The sequence below is a fragment of the Allokutzneria multivorans genome (assembly GCF_039537405.1).
Taxonomy (GTDB): domain Bacteria; phylum Actinomycetota; class Actinomycetes; order Mycobacteriales; family Pseudonocardiaceae; genus Allokutzneria; species Allokutzneria multivorans.
In genome coordinates this window covers 222,925-241,247 of the sequence record NZ_BAABAL010000005.1, presented here as the reverse complement: position 1 = coordinate 241,247, position 18,323 = coordinate 222,925, and the positions used below count along the sequence as shown (strand labels likewise).

Genomic DNA, 18,323 nt, shown 5'->3' with positions numbered 1-18,323 from the left:
CTACGACGGTGGTGGGGCGGTGGAGGCGCGCATCACGAGGCTGGGCGGTGGGTCGGTGATCATCACGCGGCTGGGCTTCTCGCCGCTGAGCGAGTTGAGCAGCATCTGCGCGGCGCGGCGGCCGAGTTCGCGTTGCGGTGTCTGCACGGTGGTCAGCGGCGGGTTGGTGTGCTCGGCGACGATGTGCTCGTCGATGGCGATCACGGAGAGGTCGCCGGGCACGGTGAGGCCGAGTTCGTGGACCGCGCTGAGCGTGCCGAGCGCGCTGATCAGGTTGGCCACCACCAGTGCGGTGGGGCGCTCGGCCTCGGGAACGTCGAGGATCTCGCGCGCGGCGGCCTGGCCACCGGTCCAGTGGAAGCCGCCGTCGGCGATCCACTCGGGGCGCACCGTCAGGCCGTGCTCGCGCATGGCTGCGGCGAAGCCCTCCTGGCGGCGCAGGCCGGTGTCGGTGCGCAGCGGTCCGCTGACGTGGCCGATGCGGCGGTGCCCCAGCTCGACCAGGTGCTCCACCATGACCGCGACGTTGCGCTGCTCGTCCATGACCACGGAGGCCGGGTAGCTCGGAGTGCCGCGTTGCACGAGCACCATCGGCAGCCGCTCGCGCTCGGCCCACTCCTGCACGTGCGGGTCGTCCATGCTGGCGAAGGCCACCAGGATGCCGTCGACGCGCCCTTCGAGCCCGAGGCGCTCGTAGCTGATGCCGCCGCCCTCGCCCGCGCCCGCACCGGCCTCGACCAGCATCAGCGTGTACTCCTGCTCGGCGGCGACCTCCTGCACGCCGCGCAGGATCTGGGTGAAGCCGAAGTTGTCCAGGTCGGGCACGAGCAGCCCGATCGCCTGCTGGCGCTGCAACCGCAGCGCGCGGGCCTGCTGGTTGGGGCGGTAGCCGAGCTTCTCCGCCGCGTCGAGCACACGCTGCCGGGTCTCCGCCCGGTACGGCATGTCCTGCCCGCGCAGCAGCCTCGACGCCGTCGAGACGTCCACGCCCGCCGCAGCCGCGACCTCGCGCAGCGTCGGGCGGCCCCGCCGCCCCACCGGAGTCGCGACGCGATCGCCTTCCGGTCGGTCGGCCGCTGAACTGGTGCCCACTTCTCAACCCCCTAGACGGCGCCGAACCGGTGCCACTCTAGGGGGTAGTTCAAGCCGCTCACCGAATCGAAAACGCGATCACTCGGATGGCTGCCCGACAATCGGTGTTGCATTCCAAAGACAGGCACAACATGGTCACAAGCTGGTCAAACATCCGGACAAGTGAACGCGGCAACGGTCACGGACTTTCGGATTCCCCCCGAATCCGACTCACGTCCGTGCCGTGCCGCGTCTCCCCTTGTACTGCATCCCCCGGCCCCCGCGGGTGAAGGTGCGACCCCTCGGCGCACCCCCGTCCCGCTGAGGAAAATCCTGCCGGAGCCGCACCCGCCCAACATCGGGAGAAACCCCTAAACCTCGGGGGTGAGTTCGCGGGCGCGCACCACGGCGGCGCGCCCGACCAGGTACAACACGCACGCGTTGAAGCTGTGCCAGAGGAAGTGGGTCCCGGGGGTGAAGGTGGGGCAGACGGCCAGGTCGACCGAGCGCAGCGTCAGCGAGACCGCGAACGCCCCTGTCGCCGCGCCGAACCAGAGCCGGTAGCGCACCAGCGCCGGGTCCTTGCTCGCCGAGAGCACGATCGTGAAGGCCGCCAGCCCGATGATCGCCGGGAAGTACGACGCCGAACCCTCGCCGCCGGTGATCCACGCCATCAGCGCGTTGAACAGCGCGAAGCCGGGTGCGCCGAGCCAGGCCAGCGACCAGCGCACGCCCAGGAACCAGTGCAGGAAGCACACGACGTAGACGTGGATGAACACCGCGATGAAGAAGACGTCGAGGAACTGCGCCCAGCCGGTCGCGATCGTGTGGAAGGCACCGCTGCCGAGGCCGATCAGCGCGAGCAGCACCGCGAGCACGTAGAGGCTGCCGGGCCGAGCGGGCGCGGTCCTGCGCACGGCCAGCCACAGCGCGACCGCCGCGATGATGAACGCCAGGTTGCTGAGCGCGTTGAGCGGTTCGGCCAGCAGGCCGGGCTCGGTGCGCTCGCAGTAGTCGTCGATGTAGTCGGTCCAGGCCATCGAACCCCCAGGTGTGTCAGCCCTGCCCCACAGCGGTCCGCTGGACGCCGACCGCGACGCGGATGGAGCGTAGGTCCACGCCCCGGTGCGTCGCGTGCAGGAGGGCCTGAGGGGAGAAGACCGAGGCGCAGCAGTCGGCGACGCGGTCGGCCAGCTCGTGCCGGGGCACGTAGAGGTAGCCGCCGCTGATGCCCTCGAAGGTGGTGCCGTGGCCGCCGAACGCGCTGGCGCGCACCGCCACCAGCCCGCCGGGTCCGACGAGCCGGTCGAACTCGGCGTGCAGCGCCGCGGCCAGCTCCTCCTCGACGCCGGTCGCCCTGATCTCCTTGCCCGCAGACTCCGACCAGGTCAGCAGCTCCGGGTAGCCCGTCGGCGGCGGCACTCCGAGCCGGTCGAGCACCGAGGTGAGGACGTCCTCCAGCGCGGTCGCCGGGACGCAGAAGAACGCGGGGACGCCGAAGCCCTGCCTGCGCAGCGCCGCCTGGCGGGCGAAGCGGTGCCCCACCACCGACGGGTCGAGCAGGGCAGGCAGGTCGGCGGTGACCAGCCGGATCATCAGGCGACCCGCGCGGCATCGCGCCTCAGGCACCCGTTCGCCGCGAACCAGTCGAAGCGCACCCTGCCGACCTCGGCTCCCGCCTGGTCGGCGACGCGCACCTCACGCCCGACCCGGCCGGACTCCGGCACGTGGGTCAGGGTGAGCGGGCGCCTGCCGGGGAGCCCCCTGAGCAGCTCGGCGCGCATCCCGAGCAGCGGCGGGAGCTCGTGCTGGCAGCCGGGACCGCCCACCGCCACGGCGAAGCGCAGTGCCGCGTCCAGCAGTTCGTCGAGGCCGAGCACCCTGTTCTCCGCCAACGCCTCGTCATCCCTCGGCGCTCCGGAGAGCTCGACCTCGACCGCGCCGGTACAGGCCACCATTCCGTCCTGCACCGCGCGCACCTCCCACACCGGCTCGGCGACCAGGCGTGCGCGCAGCTCCACGGGACGCCGCGCGTTCCACGGGCGGCGCATCCGCAGATCGAGCAACAGCCGCCGTGTGACCAGTCCGTCGAAGTCGGCGCCGCACACCCCTCGCACCAGGTCCAGCAGTCCTCTGCTGACCGCGGCGAGCCCCGCGCACGGAACCGCGGCGACCCAGTCGGCCCCGTCCAGCTCAGGAAGTCCGCCCAGCGGTGTCACGGTCTTCGGTTCGTCGCGAAACCTTTCCAGTACCGACGTCATCCCTGCCCCCAGGTCATGAACGAATTTGTAGGTTATGACCTGGGGTGGACGAGTCAACAGAGCGCTCTCCCAGCGCGTTTGACGGTCTTTATGCTGATTCTGTCCATCCTTCGCTGGACATACTTGTGCAATTGCTGAACCGGCCTGGCGAAAGCGGTCGAACGGGCAGTTCGGGTCGCATCACCCGGGCTGCCCCCGCGTGCGGCGGGTGTCCGGTTCAGGGGGTGTCGAATCGTTATTTGCCCTGGCTGGCCGCGCCTTTGCCGAAAACTTCCCATCCGCTGAAATCCCGCGCCGCGGTCTTTTCGGTTTAGCCCCGCCGTCCGCATCCGTCGATCACGTGCAAGTCCGGCCCGACAGACCTTCGAAGCGCCTGGGAGCAACCCGTGCGCCCGAACGCCCTAGCGTGCGGCGAGGCGTTGAGGCATCGGCCGAGGGCCCAGCTGGGACGCCGAGGGCTCTCCCATTTCCACAGTTTCGCCTCTCGGGTACTCCCTCGCGGGCCACCTGCTCCAGACGGGAGGGTGTGGTGTTGTTTTCGCAGTGCCCGTGCAATCGGCGTCACCGGCTGGACGAGGCCCACCCTACGAACGCCGCGCGCGGGTGTCGCCCGCCTTGAACGAGAACTGAAGGAGAACACCGGTGGACTACGGCGAACTCAGGGAATTCGCGGAAGAGGCGCTGAGCTACGACTGGGTGCAGATGGTGGACATCATCGCCGCGGTCCAGCGCTCGGACGGCGCCGACGTCGACGGGACCGAGGTTCTCCGGAGGGCTGGCGACGGCGCCGCCCGGCTCGTCCGGGACGGCGTTCTCGTCCCCGGGCGCATCGGCGACGACGGGTTCGAGCCGTGGACGTCCACTGTGGACGACTCCGCCGAGCGCATCCGGCGCGAGGTGCACGAGGTGGCCGACCGGGGAGGCGAGATCACCCTCGGCGACATCGCCTGGTTCGCCGCGCCGGACTAGGGCCTGCTCGTCGCCGGGTTCGCCGGTCTTCAAGACCCGCAAACCCCCGCCCCAGCCGTCTCGAACGACGGCAAACCCCGCAAGGCCGCTGGGTTTGCGGCGGTTAACGATGATCAACAGAGGGGTTGGGTGGTCTTGAAGACACCCCAACCCCCGGCGACACCGTGACCGGAATATGCAGCTCAACCGCTTACAGGACAGGTCCTAGGGCATGCTCGTCGCCGGGTTCGCCAGTCTTCAAGACCGGCAAACCCACGCCTCAGCGGTCTTCAACGGCCGCTAACCCTGACCGGGGTGCAGGGTTGACGGTGATCGACGAGAAGACGCCTCAACCTCAGGTGCGGCTGCTCGCGGGACAGGTGTTGGCGGTCAGGGCATGAGGGTGGCGGCGACGGTCGCGCCCAGTTCCCAGCAGGCGCGCAGGTCGTCCTTGGTGGGCGCGCCCGTGACGAGGACGTGCTCGGCGCCCTTCTCCCAGCCCATGCCCTTGGTGATGCCCTCGACGGAGCGCACCGCACCCGTGGTGTCGTTGTTGCCGTGCACGTAGAGGCCGTACGGGCGGCCCCTCGCGGCGTCCAGGCACGGGTAGAAAACGGAATCGAAGAACGTTTTCAGGGCGCCTGACATGTATCCCAGATAAGCGGGGGTGCCGAGCAGGAAGCCGTCGGCGGCGAGCACGTCGGAGGCGCTCGCCTCCAGTGCGGCGCGCCGGACCAGGTCGACGCCCTCGATCTCGGGGTCGGTGGCGCCGGAGACCACGGCCTCGAACATGGCCTGGAGGTTCGGCGACGGCGTGTGGTGGACCAGCAGCAACCGGGGCACGAGCGCCAACCTAGGGCAGATCCCGGGTCAAGCGCAGGCGCGCGGTCCGCACGCGTTGCGCGTACGCGGGGTCGAAGGTGTCGATGACCTGGTCCTCCAGTGTGGCGGCCAGGCTGGACAGGGCGACGCGCTCGGCGTGGTCCTCGGTCAGCGGGTCGAGGCCGCCCTGGTCGTCGGTGCGGGAGAGCCAGTCGAAGAGGACGAGCGCCTCGTCGGGGCTCAGGTTGATGGTGACCTGATGGCTTGTCACTCCAAAGAAGGTATCGAGTACCCACCCGTTCGAGCGACCCCGTGTTGATCACTTCTCGGAGGTGTTCTCCTGGGTCGGGCGCGCGTTGGCGGCGATGCCGTCGAGCACCACGGCGAGCTTGCGCGCGGCCCACGGGCGCAGGTCGAGGCTGAGGGCACCGCTGACCTCGCGCAACAGCTCGTTCTCGGCCTCGTCGGCGCTGACTCGGCCGAGCACGGCGCGCACCTCGGCGGCGGAGGTGGCGTGCAGCAGACCGGCGGTGCCACCGGAGGCCCGCGCGAACTCGACGACGATGTCGGCGGCGAGCACGGCGAACTCGGGGTCGAAGCCGACCTGGCACAGGCGGCGGACCAGCGCGAGGGTGTGGCAGACGACGACCTCACGCGCGGCGGGGACCGAGCAGAGCACCTGGTCGACGCCGGGGTTCTCGGCGTACATCCGCCACAGCGCCCAGGTCGCCGCTTCGAGCACCTCGCGCCAGTCCGGACTTTCCAGGGCCTTCGGCAGCCCGCTGACCAGGCGTTCCACCGCCGCGACGACCAGGTCGTCGCGGTCGGTGATGTGGCGGTAGAGCGCCGCGTGGGTGGCGCTCAGCCGCTCGGCGACCGAGGCCAGGGTCAGGTCGGTGAAACCGACCGCGACGGCGGCGTCGGCGATCAGGTCGCGGCTGAGCCTCGGCGGCGGCCCAGGTCTGCGCCGCCGGGGCGGCTCACTGCTCACCGCCCCAACGTAGACCGCCCACGTTCTGAATCGCCTTGGCCCACTGTTACAGCTTGTAATAATCTCGGGCGGAGATCGCTCGTTCTGCGCCACCTGGGGGTGTGCAGAACGGATCGGTCGGCGCGGGCGACACTGTCGGGGAACAGTGCGTGTTGCCCGCGCCGGTCCCTAGCGCGTGCGCGGCACCAGCCCGTGCTCGTGCGCGTAGATCACCGCGTGCACGCGACTTCGCAGGCCGAGCTTGGCGAGCACGCGCACCACGTGCGTCTTGACGGTGCCCTCCTCGATCCACAGCCGCCCGGCGATCTCGGCGTTGCTCAGCCCGAGCGCGATCTCCAGCAGCACCTCGCGCTCCCTCGGCGTCAGCCGGTCCAGCTCCTCGGTGGCCGGGCGCGGGCTGAGGCTGGCGAAGCGGTCGATCAGCCGGTGCGTCACCTGCGGGTCGACCAGCCCGTGCCCCCGGTGCGCCGCGCGGACGGCGTCCAGCAGCAGCCGTGGCTCGGAGTCCTTGAGCAGGAACCCGGTCGCCCCCGCCCGCAGTGCTCCGAAGAGGTACTCGTCGATGCCGAAGGTGGTCAGCGCGACGATCCTGGTGGTGCTCGCCGAGGCCGCCAGCCTGGTGATCGCGCCGATCCCGTCGAGGCGGGGCATCCGGATGTCGACCACCAGCACGTCGGGGCGCCGCTGCTCGGTCCTGAGCACTGCTTCCACGCCGTCGGCGGCCTCGGCCACCACCTCGATGTCCGGTTCGGCGTCGAGCACGAGCCGCAGCGCCGAGCGGACCTCGGCCTGGTCGTCGGCGACGATCACCTGGATCACCGCGCCCCCCTCGCCGGGAGCACGGCGCGGACGCGCCAGCCGTGCGGTCGGGCCGCGCTGATCGTCACGGTTCCGCCGAGCAGCCGCGCGCGCTCGCGCATGCCCCGGACTCCCGAGCCCTCGTCGGTGACGGAGGTGCTGGAACCGTTGTCCTCCACGGTGATCACGACGGAGTCGGGCTCGCGCGCGACGCTGACCGAGATCGTGTCCGCGCCGGAGTGGCGGATCGCGTTGGTCAGCGCCTCCTGGGCGAGCCGGTAGCCGCCGTGGTCGACGAGCGGCGGCAGCTCGTGCAGCGCTCCGGACTCGGTGAAGGTGATCTCAATGTCCGATGTGGACAGTCGGGAGACCAGGTCGGCGATCTCATTGACGCGCGAGCCGGAAGGTTTGTCGCGCAAGGTTTCCAGCATGTCGCGCACCTCGCTCAGCGCTCGCGCGGCCAGGTCGTTGATCGTGTTCAGCGTCGTCGTCGCCACGGGGGAGGCGTCGGTGAGCACGTGTCGCGCGGCGGTCGCCTGCATGCGGATCGCGGTCAGGTGGTGGCCGACCGCGTCGTGCACCTCGCGCGCGATGCCCGCCCGCTCCTCAGCGACCGTCCGCGCGGCCTCGGCGCGGTGCAGGCGGGCCAGCTGCTCGCCGCGCTCCGCGCGCAGTCGCATCGCGTAGCCCAGGACGGCGGGGGCGATCGACGTGATGATCATTTCGGTGAGCACGGCGGTGGTGCCGAGCGGCCGGGACGCGACCACGGCGGGCACCAGCAGGAAGCCGAGGATCGACACGGCCAGCACCCCGGCCAGCCGGTTGGGGCGGTGGTAGGCGGCGGCCCCGCACGCGACCATCGCCACCACCTTCCCCGACCAGCCGGGTATCGCGAAACCGAGCAGGGCCACCAAGGACGCCAGCGCCGCCGAGGTGATCGGTAGCCGCTCGCGCAGCATCAACGGCGCCGTCACGCCGACGCTGAGCACGGCGAGCGCCATCGGCCGGGCGGGCGAGCCCTCCAGCAGCGCGGCGCCGAAGACGAGGGCCGCGATCGCCGCGCAGCCGAGGGCGTCCCTGGTGGTGGACATGCGACGTTGGTACACCAGTCAGGCGGCGCAGTGGGTTCCGGGCGCGGGCAGTTCGCCGCCGACGAGGTAGCGGTGCACCCGATCGCGCAAGCAGGCGTTGCGCCCGGCCCAGTACTGCGCGTGCCCGCCCTCCGCGCTGAGGTAGCGCGAGCCGGGCAGCTGCGCGGAGACGCGCTTGGCGAACTCGGGAGGCGTGCCGTCGTCGTGGTTGCCGCTGGCGACGAGGATCGGCGGGAGCTCCCTGGCCTTGATCGGCTTCGGTGGGTAGGTGCCGACCTTCGGCAGCCCCGCGCAGTGGTAGCCCATCAGCCACACCGAGCGCCAGCCCACGCGCGGTGCGCGCTCGCGGGCCTCCCGTTCGACCCGTTTGAGGCTGTCGTAGCTCACGTCGTAGGGGAAGTCGGAGCAGAGCGCGATCCTGGACAGGTCGGGGTCCATGCCGCCCAGCCGCCTGGTCGCGATCAGCGTCGCGTCACCGGTGTCGGCCTGGGCCAGCGCCTTGGCGAAGTTCGGCCACTCCTGCTCGAAGCCGGACGGCGCGGCCATGACGATCTCCGTGGCGGCGACGGTGCGGCCCGCGCCCGGAGCGGGGATCGGATTCCGTTGTGCCGCAGTGATGACGCGATCCCAGACGGCGAGGACGTCCTTGCCGCGCAAGGCGGAGCCTGCGTCCTGCTGGGCCCACTTCGCGAAGCGGTGGAAGTTGGCCTCGGTCACCGCCGGACCCGACAGGGACCAGGACCTGATGTCCGGGTTGGTGTGGTCGAACACGCTGTCCAGGTACATGCGGTCGACCTTGTCGCCGAAAATCTCGACGTAGTTCTGCGCGTAGACGGTCCCGTAGGAGTTGCCGTAGTAGTTCAGCTTCCGCTGGCCCAGCGCCACACGGATCGCGTCCAGGTCGTGCGCGCCCTGCCACGAGTTCAGCTCGTCCCGCAACGCTCCCAGGGCCGGAGTGCAGTCCTGGGCGAAGCGCCGGTTGGCTTCCGCGTAGCTCTCGAAGGCCTCCCGGTTCGGTGGCCATGCCTTGAGATCGGGGACCGGGGCGGGTTTCGGGCACGTGACGCCCCGGCTCGCGCCGAAGCCGCGCGGGTCGAAGACGACCACGTCGAACCACTTCGTCAGCTCGGCGAAGCTGCCCTTGAGCTGCGGCACGTGCGGGACGGTCGCGCCCGGCCCCCCGAGGTTGGCCACGAGCGGGCCGAGCTTGCTCGCCTGGTCCCGCGCGGGGATCTTGGCGAGACCGATGCTGGTCCGCGCCCCGTGCGGCCGCGCCCAGTCCACGGGAACCCGGACGTCGGCGCACTGGACGCCCTCGCCGCAGTCCCGCCAGCGCAACGGTTCCGAGGCGCCCGCCGTCGCGGTGAGCCCGGCCAGCAGGCTCACGACGGCGATGGTGGTGATCGCTGTCCTCATGTGTCGAGCGTGACCTGAGGGGCGGGCGGTGTCGTCTGCCCTGGGGTAGATCTTTCTTGAATTGATAATCGTTTTCGTTAAGCTGGCACCATGCTGACGAAGGAAGAAGCGCTGGCCATCCAGGCGGAGTGGGACCGCCAGCAGGAGGTCTACCTGCCCTGCCGCGAGGAGGCCGCGAGCGCGCTCGTGGACCTGGTAGGGGCGCCCGCGCGCGTGCTTGACCTCGCGGGCGGGACGGGAACGCTCGCCAGGAGGCTGCTCGACCGGCTGCCCGGCGCGGAGGTGACCGTGCTCGACCTCAGCCCGGCGCTGCTCGCCATCGCGGAGGCGTCGCTGCCGGGCGTGGAGCTGGTGCGGGCCGATCTGGGCTCGGCGGGCTGGACGGAAGCGTTGCCGCACAAGGAGTACGACTTCGTGCTGACCATGACCGCCATGCACTGTTTCGCGGCGGAGCCGTTGCGGAGGCTCTACCGCGAGGTGCGCGGGGTTCTCGCGCCGGGCGGGGTGTTCGCCAACGCGGACCGGATGCCGGACGCGCCGGTGCGGACCGAACCCTCGGACGCGTGGGCGCGGTGGTGGGCCGGGATCGCCGCTCACCCGGCTCTGGAAGCCCTTGTGGGACACCAGAACGGGGCGTCTGCGGACTTCTACCCGCCCGTGTCGTGGCACGTGGACGCGCTGCGCGCCGCAGGGTTCGCCGAAGTGGGAACCCCGTGGCGGCGGCACGATCAAGCGGTGGTGCGGGCGATCAGCTCTCCCGGTGGACCTGGAACGCCGCGAAGCTCTGCGCCACCGGCATGAGCTCGATGGTGTTGACGTTGAAGTGCGGCGGCTGCGCGGAAACCCAGTGCACCGACTCCGCGATGTCCTCGGCGCTCAACGGCGTCATCCCCGCGTAGACGCTGTTGGCCTTGCTCGTGTCACCGTCGAAGCGCACCGTGGAGAACTCGGTCCCGCCGCACATCCCGGGCTCCACGCAGGTGACGCGGACACCGGTGCCGTGCAGGTCGCTGCGCAGGTTGAGGCTGAACTGGTGCGTGAAGGCCTTGGTGGCGCCGTAGACGTTGCCGCCGGGGTAGGGGTAGGTGCCCGCGATGGAGCCGAGGTTGATCACGTGGCCCCGGCCGCGCGCCACCATGCCCGGAAGCAGGGCACGGGTGCAGTACACCATCCCCTTGCAGTTGGTGTCGATCATCTGTTCCCAGTCGTCGAGGTCGGCCTTGTGCGCGGGTTCCATGCCCTTGGCCAGACCCGCGTTGTTGACCAGGACGTCGACCTCGGAGAACTCCGAGGGCAGGGTGGCGATCGCGGCCTCGACGGCGGTGCGGTCCTGCACGTCCAGCTCGATCGGGAGCACGTCGGGGCCGAGCTCGTCCGCCAGTTCGGTGAGCTTGCCGACGCGGCGGGCGGTGGCGACGACGCGTGCGCCCTCCGCGACGAACCTGCGCGCGATGGCGGCGCCGAACCCGGCGCTGGCCCCGGTCACGAACACGGTCTTCTTGCTGGTCACGAAGATCACCGTTCTGCTCGGTCTGCGATCCTGTCGAGGAAAGTGTGCAACGCGCGGTTGAACTCCTCGGTCCGTTCGAGGTTCGGCATGTGCGCGGCGCCTTCCACGACCACCAGTGTGGAGTCCTGGAGCCGCTCGTGCATGAGCCGTGCGTCACTGATCGGCGTGTACTCGTCCTCCGTGCCGACCACCACGAGCGCGGGCACCTCGACCTCGCCGAGCAGGTCGAGGTAGTCCGGGCGCTCGGCCCGCCCGAGCAGTGCCGCCGCCGCGCCCTCCGGTGGTGCGGCGAGCATCATCCGGAGCACGTGGTCGGCGGCGTCCTTGTCATCGGCGACCATTTTCCACAGCACTTCCTCGGAGTACCCGCGCATGCCTTCTCGGAGCAATCGTGCGGCCATCTCGGCGCGGTTGCGCCTGCCGTCCGGAGTCTCGGCCTCGGCCGTGGTGTCGGCCAGCAGCAGGCCGGTGATCCGCTCGGGGAACTGCCGGAAGCACTCCATGACGATCTGCCCGCCCATGGACAGCCCGCCGAGCGCGAAGCGGTCGACGCCGCGGTGGTCGAGCAGCGTCGCGATGTCCTTCGCGAACGTGCTCAACAGCGTTTTTCCTGGCACCACAGTGGTTTCGCCGTAGCCTCGCAGATCGGCGGCGATCACCCGGAAGCCGCGCTCCGCGAAGTGCTCGACCTGCGGGCGCCACATCGTGCGGTCGAAGGGGTGGCCGTGCACCAGGACAAGCACCCGGTCGCCGGAGCCGAGGTCGTCGTAGCCGAAGGTGATGCCGCCGAGGGTTACCGTACTCATGCCAACGACGCTAAGCTCACGCAATAGCGAGTGCAATCAAAGCAATGTTCTCGGAGCAATCAGTGGACGACTACCGAGTGATCGCGGACGCCATCGCGGGCGACATCGCCGCCGGGCGTTTGCGTCCTGGTGAGCGGCTCATCCCGCAGCGGCAGTTCGCGCGCAGGCACCGCATCGCCAGCTCGACCGCCGCGCGGGTGTACGGCGAGCTGGTGCGGCGGGGCCTCGCGGTCGGCGAGGTCGGCAGGGGTACGTTCGTCCGCGCGGGCAAACCGCCGCTGGAGACTGCGCTCGCCGAGCCGGGCGGAGCGCGCGTCGACCTTGAGCTGAACTTCTCCGTGCTGCCCGAACAACCCGGCCTGCTCGCGCGCAGCATGGAGCGGCTGATGCGCCCGGACGTCTTCGGCTCGGCCCTGCACCCCGTTGTGGTGCAAGGCGATCCGGCTACGCGGGAGATCGCCGCGGCACTGCTGGCCCGCACCGGCTGGACGCCTTCGCCGGAGAACGTGGTCTTCGCGGGCAACGGCCGCCAGGCGATCGCCGCCGCCATCGCCGCGCTCGTGCCGGTCGGCGAACGGCTCGGCGTTGAAGCGCTGACCTACCCCGTGGTGAAGGCCATCGCGGCGCGGCTGGGCATCACGCTCGTGCCGCTGCCGATGGATTCGCACGGCATCGACCCGGATGCGTTGCGCCAGGCCAACGTCCGCGCGGTGTACCTGCAACCCACGCTGCACAACCCGCTGGGCACGTCGATGCCGCGCGAGCGCCGTGAGGCAATCGCGGAAGTGTTGCAGCACTTGGGCATCTGTGCGATCGAGGACACGATCTACACGTTCCTCCGCGACGAGACCGCGCCGCTGGCCGCCTTCGCCCCCGCGCACACGGTGGTGGTGGACAGCCTGTCCAAGCGCATCTCGCCCGGCCTCACCGTCGGATTCCTCGTGCCACCAACGGCTCTCGTCGAACGCATCGCCGGAGCCGTGCGCTCGGGCACGTGGGCGGCTCCGGGCTTCGCGCTCGCGGCCGCTTCGTGCTGGATCTCCGACGGGACCGCTGAAGTGATCGCTTCGGCGAAGCGCTCGGATGCGTCGGCGCGGCAAGCCTTGGTGCGCAAGGAATTGTCGTCCTTCGCGATCACTGGCGACGCGCAGGCGTACCACTGCTGGTGGGAGCTGCCCGAGGCTTGGCGCGCCGAAACATTCGTGGCCGCGGCGGCTCGCCGGGGGATCGCGGTCAGCCCCGCCGCCGCGTTCACCGTGGGTTCTGGCCGTGCTCCGAACGCCGTGCGCTTGGCCACGTCGGCGCCCGCCCCGGACGTCCTCACGGCCGCACTCCGCACCCTCGCCGCGATCGCCCGCTCCGCCCCGGAGTCCTCCGAGCTGATCCACTAGCCACTCCTGGCTCAGGGGAAGAGGTGGACGGGGGTGGTTTCGCGGACGTGGAAGACGACGTCGAACCACTGGCGGAGCGAGCCGTCGGAGAGGTGCTGCTCGGCGTCGGGGAGCGGGCCGATGAAGCGGGTCTTGCGCGCGTCGGAGTGCGGCGGCGGGACGAGGTAGAAGGCGTCGAGGACCGGGTCGAACGCGGCTTCGGCGAAGTCCGGAGGGGGAGCGGGAACGGGGAAGAGCACGTTGCCGTGGTGGAAAGTCAGGCCGATCGACGCGAAGTCCGACCCGTACCGCTCGCGCAAGTAGCCGCCCGCAGTGCCGGAAGCGACGGCGGTGTGGGCCAATCCGCCCCAGTACACGATCTTGTGGCCGGTCCGCTCCCGCCAAGCGATGACGTCGTCGGCCAGCTGACGCTCAAGGGCGCCGGAGCCGGGACGCGGTGGGTGCGCGATGCGGACGGGGTCGTCAGGGTGCTCCTCGTTGTGGGCGCGGACCCAGCGGATCGTGTCCAGGATTTCCTCTGTGCGCCAAAAGGGACGCGCTCCGGCGAGCAGTGCGCGAGGATCGCCGATCCCCGTGCGCACGTAGTCGTCGAGGCGGGCGCTGGTCGCGTCATCGCCCTCCAACGCGAGCGTTCGGAAGCCGGATCGCGTGACGAGAACGCGCAGAACCCGCTGGGAGAAAAGGGAAAGCTCGCGCGAAGTGCGGCACGAAACGCCTAGCGCGACGATCTTCGCGTTGCCGACGGCGGCGACGAGCGGAAGCAGGTCGCCAGGCTCGGCGGTGGGATCGAGGGCGACGGGGTGGGTCATGGCCCCAGCCTGCAACCTCAATGACGGTTGAGGTCAAGCGCAAGGCATCTTCCGTCGAGTGGAAGAAGAGTCCTTTCTCAAGCCTCACAAGCGTTTCACGGCGCCGCGAACAGCGTGGAGAGCATGGAGCTGTCAAGACGAACCCTGCTGGCGCTGACAGGAGCGATGGCTGTGAGCGGACCGAGTGCCCGAACCACCACCCGTGCGGCGCTGTTCCGAGGCGTCGGCCAGCCGTTGTCGGTGGAGACGATCCAGCTCGACCCGCCGAGGCCGACGGAGGTTCACGTGCGGATGGTGGCGGTCGGCCTCTGCCACACGGATCTGCACGTGCTCCGGGGCGAGCGCCAAGTGGGGATGCAGCCGATGGTGATGGGGCACGAGGGCGCCGGAGTCGTGGAAGCCGTCGGTGCGGCCGTCCGCGACATCGAAACAGGCGACCACGTCGCGCTCACGTGGCTGCCCGCGTGCGGTGTCTGCCGGTGGTGTCGCGCCGGAGCCCACCACCGCTGCGCGGAGAGCAGTCGGATCGCGCGCGGCCCGCAGCTCGACGGCACCTACCGCCGACGCGATGCCGCTGGCCGGGACGTGGGTTCGTTCTGCCTGGTCGGAGCCTTCGCGGAGCGGACGGTGGTGGACCAGGCGAGCGTGGTCGTTGTGGACAAGAGCATCCCGTTCGAGGTCGCGGCGCTCGCGTCCTGCGGAGTCCCGGCGGGCGTCGGCGCGGTGACGAACGCGGCGCGCGTGCGCAGCGGGGACAGCGTGGTGGTGATCGGCGTCGGCGGTGACGGGATGAACGCCGTGCAGGGGGCGCGGCTGGCGGGCGCCAAGGTGATCATCGCCGTGGACCTGCACGCGTGGAAGCTCGACGCCGCGAGGACTTTCGGTGCTACGCACACGATCCAGGCGGGAGCGGGGGTCGATCTACCCGCGCGAGTGCGCGAGCTGACGGAGGGCGTCGGCGCCGACCACGCCTTCGTGTGCGTGGACCCGGCCGCGACGTTGCTCGACGCGAGCCGGGCGACGACGGTCGGCGGCACGGTGGTGATGACGGGGCTGACTCCGGAAAGCGTTGCCACGACACCGGTTCCGCCGATCGAACTGCTGCGCGGGCAGAAGACGGTGATCGGGTCGGTGTACGGCTCGGCGAGCCAGCGCACGGGCATCCCGGAGGTGCTGCGGCTCTACCGGCAGGGCTCGCTGAAGCTCGGGGAACTGGTCAGCCGCCGCTACCGGCTCGACGAGATCAACCAGGGGTACGCCGACCTCGCCGCCGGGCGCAACCTGCGCGGCGTGCTGCAACTCGGTTGACGGAGTGAGTGCTCACTCCGCACACTGGTGGCATGACACCCACGGAGAACACCCGGCGAAGGGCCCCGGGCATGAGCGTCGAGGAGCGGCGCTCGATGATCGTGCACGCCGTGCTCCCGCTGCTGGTCGAGCACGGCCCGACGGTCACCACCAGCCAGATCGCCCGCGCGGCCGGGATCGGCGAAGGCACGATCTTCCGCGCTTTCAAGGACAAGGAGGAACTCTTCGACGCGTGCACGGTCGAGGCGCTGCGCCCGGACCACGTGCTCGACGCGATCGCGGAGATCCCGCTCGACCAGCCGCTGGAGGCGCGCCTCGCCGAAGCCGCTGAGGCGCTCGGCGCGCACCTGGAGCGGATGAGCGCGCTGATGGCGGCACTGCACCCGCTCGGCCGGACGCGTCGCTCGCCGATGAAGGGCGGTCGGCGCGAGTCGATGACCGCCATGCAGGAGGCCGTGACGGAACTGTTCGCACCGGAGCAGGGCCGCCTGCGCCTTCCCGCTGACCAGCTCGCGTCGCTGTTCCTGTCCCTGCTCTTCAGCGGCAAGCGGCTCAGCCTGGAGGCCAGCCCGACCACGAGCCAGATCATCGACGTCTTCCTGCACGGCGCAGTGGGGGCCGCATGATGCCGGGCGGCGGCTTCGAAGCCGCGATGCTCGCGCGGCGAGGGCGAAGGCCTCCCGCGACGGTTCCCGACAGCGGCCTGACCGGCTCCGCCGACATCCCGGAGCCCGCGCCGCCGGAGCGCCCGAAGGGTGTGCGGTCCCGTCTCGCACGCATGCGCGCGTCGATCGCGGGCACGGTCAGCGGTCTGCCGAAGGTGGCCAGGCTGACCTGGCAGGCGAGCCCGGTGCTGACCATCGTGATCACGTTGGTGACACTGGTGTCCGGCCTGCTCCCGACGGCCACCGCCTACGTCGCCAAGCTGCTGCTGGACTCCGTCGTCGCGGCGATCCAGCACCAGGGCACCACATCCGGCGTGGTGTGGGTGGCCGTGCTCCAGTTCGGGGTTCTGGGGCTGTCCTCGATCTGCGGCGCGGTCACGATGGTCGCGCAGACGCTGTTGCAGGAGCGGATGACGCTCACCGTGCGGCACCAGGTGATGGGTCACGCGAGCGAGCTGCACCTGGCGTACTTCGAGGGCTCGGAGTCCTACGACACCTTGCGGCAGGCCGCCCAGGAGGCGCCGCGCCGGCCGCTGTCGATGATGACCTCGGCACTCGGCCTCGTCCGCTCGGCGATCACCTTCAGCAGCATGATCGTGCTGCTGGTGGTGGTCAGCCCGGTGCTCGCGCTGGTCGCGCTGCTGGCGCCGATCCCGGCGTTCATCTCGCAGTCGAAGTACGGCGCGCGCACGTTCTGGCAGACCTTCCTGATGTCGCCGATCAAGCGGCGGATGGACTACCTGTCCTCGCTGGTCACCACGGACACCTACGCCAAGGAGACCAAGCTCTTCGGGCTCGGCGGCTACTTCGTCGACCGCTTCCGCAAGCTCGGCGAGGTCTCCTATGAGCGCCAACGGAAACTGGCCGTGAAGGGCAGCGTCAGCTCGACCTCGTGGGGGCTGCTGAGCACGCTCGCGGGCTCGGTGATGGCGCTCTACATCGCGCTGGAGGCCGTCGCGGGCAGGCTGACCCTGGGCGACCTCGCGCTCTACACCGCCGCCGCGACCGCCGTGCAGACCTCGGTCTCCGGCCTGTTCACCGCGTTCTCCGGGATGTACGAGAACAACCTCTACCTCGACACGCTCTACAAGTTCCTGGACACCGAGCCGGAGATCGGGCCGCCCGCGAAGCCCCGCCCGTTTCCGTCCACAGTGGATGGTCACATCGAGTTCCGCTCCGTCACCTTCACCTACCCCGGCGCGGACGAGGCGGCGCTGGACGGCGTGAGCTTCGAGATCCGCCCGGGGGAGACGGTGGCGGTGGTGGGCCGCAACGGCGCCGGGAAGTCCACGCTGTTCAAGCTGCTGTGCAGGCTCTACGACCCGGACGGCGGCGAGATCCTGCTCGACGGCGTGAACATCCGTGAGTACGACCCGGTCGAGCTGCGCGCGCAGATCAGCGCGATGTTCCAGGACTACGTGACCTACCAGGGCACGGCGGCGGAGAACATCGGCCTCGCCGACCTGAACCGCTTGGAGGACAGGGAACACATCGAACAGTCGGCACGGCGCGCGGGCACAGCGGAGCGCATCGACCGGCTGCCGCGCGGGTACGACAGCCCGCTCGGCCGGTGGTTCGACAAGGGCGTGAGCCTGTCCGGCGGCGAATGGCAGAAGATCGCTCTGGCGCGGGCCTTCCACCGCGAGGCACCGCTGCTCATCCTCGACGAGCCCACCTCGGCGCTCGACGCGCAGGCCGAGCACGAGCTGTTCTCGCGGCTGCGCGAGCTGGCCTCCGGCAGGACGACGCTCTACATCTCGCACCGCTTCTCCACCGTGCGCCAGGCGGAGCGAATCCTGGTGCTGGAAAAGGGAAAGGTCGCGGAGTACGGCACGCACGAGCAGCTGATGGCGGCCGGTGCCGGATATGCCGAGCTGTTCGACCTGCAAGCGCAGGCCTACCTCGATCAGCGCTGAGCCAGCAGAACGGGAAAGGCCCTCCGCTGATCCCTGAGAGCGGAGGGCCTTTCCCGGAAACGGCGATCAGCAGCCGCTGCGCACGTACCAGGCGTTGGAGATGAACTTGTCGCCCGGTGCGTTCGGGTCCTCCAGTGCGTGGTCGCCGGGCCCGATGCAGCGTTCGAAGGGGAACATTCCCAGCCAGCGCACCTTGATGGTGATCGAGTCCTCGCCGCAGTGGTTGTACCTGGCGGTGTTGTCCGAGGTGACGTAGAAACCGCACGGCGCCGCGTCCGCGGCGGGTGCGGTCAGCACGGCGGTTCCCGCCATCGAGCCGACTGCGACGGCAAGTGCGGCGAGAGCTTGTGCGATCTTCATTGGGGCCTTTCTGGAGCGGCGAGAGCGCCGGGAACGGCAGGAAGCGCGATGATCATGCGCAGGCGTGTCGGAACCGTAGCGCGCAGACAACTGCGCACAAATTGCTTCGCAATGCCCTGAATCGCCCACAAGTGAAGCAACCTGGAGCATTCTCGCGCAT

20 protein-coding genes are annotated in these 18,323 nt (G+C 70.3%); 6 read left to right on the top strand and 14 right to left on the bottom strand.

The window, feature by feature from the left end:
* From ABD798_RS05110 to ABD798_RS05095, 4 genes are all read right to left on the bottom strand, one after another.
* Complete coding sequence (locus tag ABD798_RS05110; RefSeq protein WP_344871340.1) at positions 1-1,092, bottom strand: LacI family DNA-binding transcriptional regulator; 1,092 nt, start codon at positions 1,090-1,092, stop codon at positions 1-3.
* Positions 1,093-1,442: 350 nt separating this feature from the next.
* Positions 1,443-2,111, bottom strand: a complete 669-nt coding sequence (locus ABD798_RS05105) for a ceramidase domain-containing protein (RefSeq protein WP_344871339.1) — start codon at positions 2,109-2,111, stop codon at positions 1,443-1,445.
* 16 nt (positions 2,112-2,127) lie between these two features.
* Complete coding sequence (locus ABD798_RS05100; protein ID WP_344871338.1) at positions 2,128-2,667, bottom strand: PEP/pyruvate-binding domain-containing protein; 540 nt, start codon at positions 2,665-2,667, stop codon at positions 2,128-2,130.
* Positions 2,667-3,332: a hypothetical protein gene (locus ABD798_RS05095; RefSeq protein ID WP_344871337.1), complete on the bottom strand. Its 666-nt coding sequence runs from the start codon at positions 3,330-3,332 to the stop codon at positions 2,667-2,669. The genes ABD798_RS05100 and ABD798_RS05095 overlap by 1 nt, the downstream gene beginning before the upstream one ends.
* Positions 3,333-3,974: 642 nt before the next feature.
* Between ABD798_RS05095 and ABD798_RS05090 the strand changes: the two genes are divergently transcribed.
* Complete coding sequence (locus ABD798_RS05090; protein WP_344871336.1) at positions 3,975-4,301, top strand: hypothetical protein; 327 nt, start codon at positions 3,975-3,977, stop codon at positions 4,299-4,301.
* 369 nt (positions 4,302-4,670) lie between these two features.
* Here the strand turns inward: ABD798_RS05090 and ABD798_RS05085 are convergent, their stop codons facing one another.
* The 6 genes from ABD798_RS05085 to ABD798_RS05060 form a co-directional block, all read right to left on the bottom strand.
* Positions 4,671-5,123, bottom strand: coding sequence for a flavodoxin family protein (locus ABD798_RS05085; protein WP_344871335.1), 453 nt, complete (start codon positions 5,121-5,123; stop codon positions 4,671-4,673).
* 10 nt (positions 5,124-5,133) lie between these two features.
* Positions 5,134-5,373 (bottom strand): hypothetical protein, encoded by a 240-nt coding sequence (locus ABD798_RS05080; protein WP_344871334.1) that lies wholly within the window; start codon positions 5,371-5,373, stop codon positions 5,134-5,136.
* Between the two features lie 48 nt (positions 5,374-5,421).
* Positions 5,422-6,093: a TetR/AcrR family transcriptional regulator gene (locus ABD798_RS05075; RefSeq protein WP_344871333.1), complete on the bottom strand. Its 672-nt coding sequence runs from the start codon at positions 6,091-6,093 to the stop codon at positions 5,422-5,424.
* A 168-nt stretch (positions 6,094-6,261) separates the two neighbouring features.
* The gene (locus ABD798_RS05070; protein ID WP_344871332.1) at positions 6,262-6,912 is read right to left on the bottom strand and encodes a response regulator; all 651 of its coding nucleotides are present in this window, start codon (positions 6,910-6,912) and stop codon (positions 6,262-6,264) included.
* Positions 6,909-7,982, bottom strand: coding sequence for a sensor histidine kinase (locus ABD798_RS05065; protein ID WP_344871331.1), 1,074 nt, complete (start codon positions 7,980-7,982; stop codon positions 6,909-6,911). Before ABD798_RS05065 ends, ABD798_RS05070 begins: the two co-directional genes overlap by 4 nt.
* An 18-nt stretch (positions 7,983-8,000) precedes the next feature.
* On the bottom strand, positions 8,001-9,398 hold the full coding sequence (locus tag ABD798_RS05060) for an alpha/beta hydrolase (RefSeq protein WP_344871330.1): 1,398 nt from the start codon (positions 9,396-9,398) through the stop codon (positions 8,001-8,003).
* Positions 9,399-9,488: 90 nt separating this feature from the next.
* On the opposite strand from ABD798_RS05060, the gene ABD798_RS05055 reads away from it, so the two are divergent.
* Positions 9,489-10,199, top strand: a complete 711-nt coding sequence (locus ABD798_RS05055; protein ID WP_344871329.1) for a class I SAM-dependent methyltransferase — start codon at positions 9,489-9,491, stop codon at positions 10,197-10,199.
* On the opposite strand, the gene ABD798_RS05050 is transcribed toward ABD798_RS05055, so the two are convergent.
* Together ABD798_RS05050 and ABD798_RS05045 are read right to left on the bottom strand one after the other, a co-directional pair.
* Entirely contained in the window at positions 10,147-10,908 is a 762-nt protein-coding gene (locus ABD798_RS05050) for an SDR family oxidoreductase (RefSeq protein WP_425549160.1), read from the bottom strand. The two genes, ABD798_RS05055 and ABD798_RS05050, sit on opposite strands and share 53 nt — an antisense overlap.
* A gap of 5 nt (positions 10,909-10,913) precedes the next feature.
* Positions 10,914-11,714 carry an alpha/beta fold hydrolase gene (locus ABD798_RS05045; protein ID WP_344871328.1) on the bottom strand — a complete coding sequence of 267 codons (801 nt, stop codon included), beginning with the start codon at positions 11,712-11,714 and terminating at the stop codon, positions 10,914-10,916.
* Positions 11,715-11,776: 62 nt separating this feature from the next.
* On the opposite strand from ABD798_RS05045, the gene ABD798_RS05040 reads away from it, so the two are divergent.
* On the top strand, positions 11,777-13,105 hold the full coding sequence (locus ABD798_RS05040) for an aminotransferase-like domain-containing protein (RefSeq protein WP_344871327.1): 1,329 nt from the start codon (positions 11,777-11,779) through the stop codon (positions 13,103-13,105).
* Between the two features lie 11 nt (positions 13,106-13,116).
* On the opposite strand, the gene ABD798_RS05035 is transcribed toward ABD798_RS05040, so the two are convergent.
* Complete coding sequence (locus ABD798_RS05035) at positions 13,117-13,914, bottom strand: erythromycin esterase family protein (RefSeq protein WP_344871326.1); 798 nt, start codon at positions 13,912-13,914, stop codon at positions 13,117-13,119.
* A gap of 171 nt (positions 13,915-14,085) precedes the next feature.
* On the opposite strand from ABD798_RS05035, the gene ABD798_RS05030 reads away from it, so the two are divergent.
* From ABD798_RS05030 to ABD798_RS05020, 3 genes are all read left to right on the top strand, one after another.
* On the top strand, positions 14,086-15,222 hold the full coding sequence (locus tag ABD798_RS05030) for a Zn-dependent alcohol dehydrogenase (RefSeq protein ID WP_344871325.1): 1,137 nt from the start codon (positions 14,086-14,088) through the stop codon (positions 15,220-15,222).
* A 71-nt stretch (positions 15,223-15,293) separates the two neighbouring features.
* Positions 15,294-15,848, top strand: coding sequence for a TetR/AcrR family transcriptional regulator (locus ABD798_RS05025; protein WP_344872857.1), 555 nt, complete (start codon positions 15,294-15,296; stop codon positions 15,846-15,848).
* Positions 15,849-15,874: 26 nt separating this feature from the next.
* Positions 15,875-17,803 carry an ABC transporter ATP-binding protein gene (locus ABD798_RS05020; RefSeq protein WP_344872855.1) on the top strand — a complete coding sequence of 643 codons (1,929 nt, stop codon included), beginning with the start codon at positions 15,875-15,877 and terminating at the stop codon, positions 17,801-17,803.
* A gap of 66 nt (positions 17,804-17,869) precedes the next feature.
* Here the strand turns inward: ABD798_RS05020 and ABD798_RS05015 are convergent, their stop codons facing one another.
* Positions 17,870-18,163 (bottom strand): DUF6355 family natural product biosynthesis protein, encoded by a 294-nt coding sequence (locus ABD798_RS05015; protein WP_344871324.1) that lies wholly within the window; start codon positions 18,161-18,163, stop codon positions 17,870-17,872.
* Positions 18,164-18,323: the final 160 nt, after the last annotated feature.

Bases quoted from the DNA above. Each gene is read 5' to 3' on its own strand.
- ABD798_RS05105 (WP_344871339.1), bottom strand. From the start codon at position 2,111: ATGGCCTGGACCGACTACATCGACGACTACTGCGAGCGCACCGAGCCC.
- ABD798_RS05100 (WP_344871338.1), bottom strand. From the start codon at position 2,667: ATGATCCGGCTGGTCACCGCCGACCTGCCTGCCCTGCTCGACCCGTCG.
- ABD798_RS05095 (WP_344871337.1), bottom strand. From the start codon at position 3,332: ATGACGTCGGTACTGGAAAGGTTTCGCGACGAACCGAAGACCGTGACA.
- ABD798_RS05065 (WP_344871331.1), bottom strand. From the start codon at position 7,982: ATGTCCACCACCAGGGACGCCCTCGGCTGCGCGGCGATCGCGGCCCTC.
- ABD798_RS05060 (WP_344871330.1), bottom strand. From the start codon at position 9,398: ATGAGGACAGCGATCACCACCATCGCCGTCGTGAGCCTGCTGGCCGGG.
- ABD798_RS05055 (WP_344871329.1), top strand. From the start codon at position 9,489: ATGCTGACGAAGGAAGAAGCGCTGGCCATCCAGGCGGAGTGGGACCGC.
- ABD798_RS05045 (WP_344871328.1), bottom strand. From the start codon at position 11,714: ATGAGTACGGTAACCCTCGGCGGCATCACCTTCGGCTACGACGACCTC.
- ABD798_RS05035 (WP_344871326.1), bottom strand. From the start codon at position 13,914: ATGACCCACCCCGTCGCCCTCGATCCCACCGCCGAGCCTGGCGACCTG.
- ABD798_RS05025 (WP_344872857.1), top strand. From the start codon at position 15,294: ATGAGCGTCGAGGAGCGGCGCTCGATGATCGTGCACGCCGTGCTCCCG.
- ABD798_RS05020 (WP_344872855.1), top strand. From the start codon at position 15,875: ATGCTCGCGCGGCGAGGGCGAAGGCCTCCCGCGACGGTTCCCGACAGC.
- ABD798_RS05015 (WP_344871324.1), bottom strand. From the start codon at position 18,163: ATGAAGATCGCACAAGCTCTCGCCGCACTTGCCGTCGCAGTCGGCTCG.